1 protein-coding gene is annotated in these 645 nt (G+C 65.7%); it reads left to right on the top strand.

All coding sequences use genetic code 11. The features are described 5' to 3' along the window. On the top strand, positions 1-645 hold a 645-nt coding region (locus tag R2S09_RS40175; RefSeq protein WP_316746231.1), incomplete at both ends, for an AAA family ATPase.

The following is a 645-nucleotide window of genomic DNA, read 5'->3' as shown; positions in this document are numbered from 1 at the left end:
AAGCACACCGTCGCCCGCCTGGTCGGCGCCCCACCCGGATACATCGGCTACGAAGAAGCCGGACAGCTCACCGAAAAAGTCCGCCGCCGGCCCTACAGCGTCATCCTCTTCGACGAGGTCGAAAAGGCCCACCCCGACGTCTTCAACACCCTGCTGCAGATCCTCGACGACGGACGCCTCACCGACGCCCAGGGACGCACCGTCGACTTCCGCCACTGCGTCATCATCATGACCTCCAACATCGGCGCCCAGCGCATCATCGACCACCAGGGCGACGTCAGCGAACTCAAGGACGAACTCATGGAACTGCTGCGCACACGGTTCCTGCCCGAGTTCCTCAACCGCATCGACGACATCATCCTCTTCCACAGCCTCACCCAGGACGACCTCACCCACATCGTCGACCACCTGCTGGACCACAGCGCACACCGCGTCCACGCCCAGGGCATGAAACTGGACGTCACCGAAGCGGCCAGGAAGCTCCTCGTCGCCCACGGCCACCAGCCCGAGTTCGGCGCCCGCCCCCTGCGCCGCACCATCCAGACCGAACTCGACAACCGCATCGCCACCCTCCTGCTCGCCGGCGACGCCGAACCCGGCGACACCATCGTCGCCGACGTCATCAAGGACACCCTCCACTGCACC

Origin of the sequence: Streptomyces sp. MK7 (genome assembly GCF_032658145.1) — a bacterium.
Lineage (GTDB): Bacteria > Actinomycetota > Actinomycetes > Streptomycetales > Streptomycetaceae > Streptomyces > Streptomyces spiralis.
The sequence above is the reverse complement of the archived record's forward strand: the minus strand, read 5'-3'. Positions and strand labels throughout refer to the sequence as shown.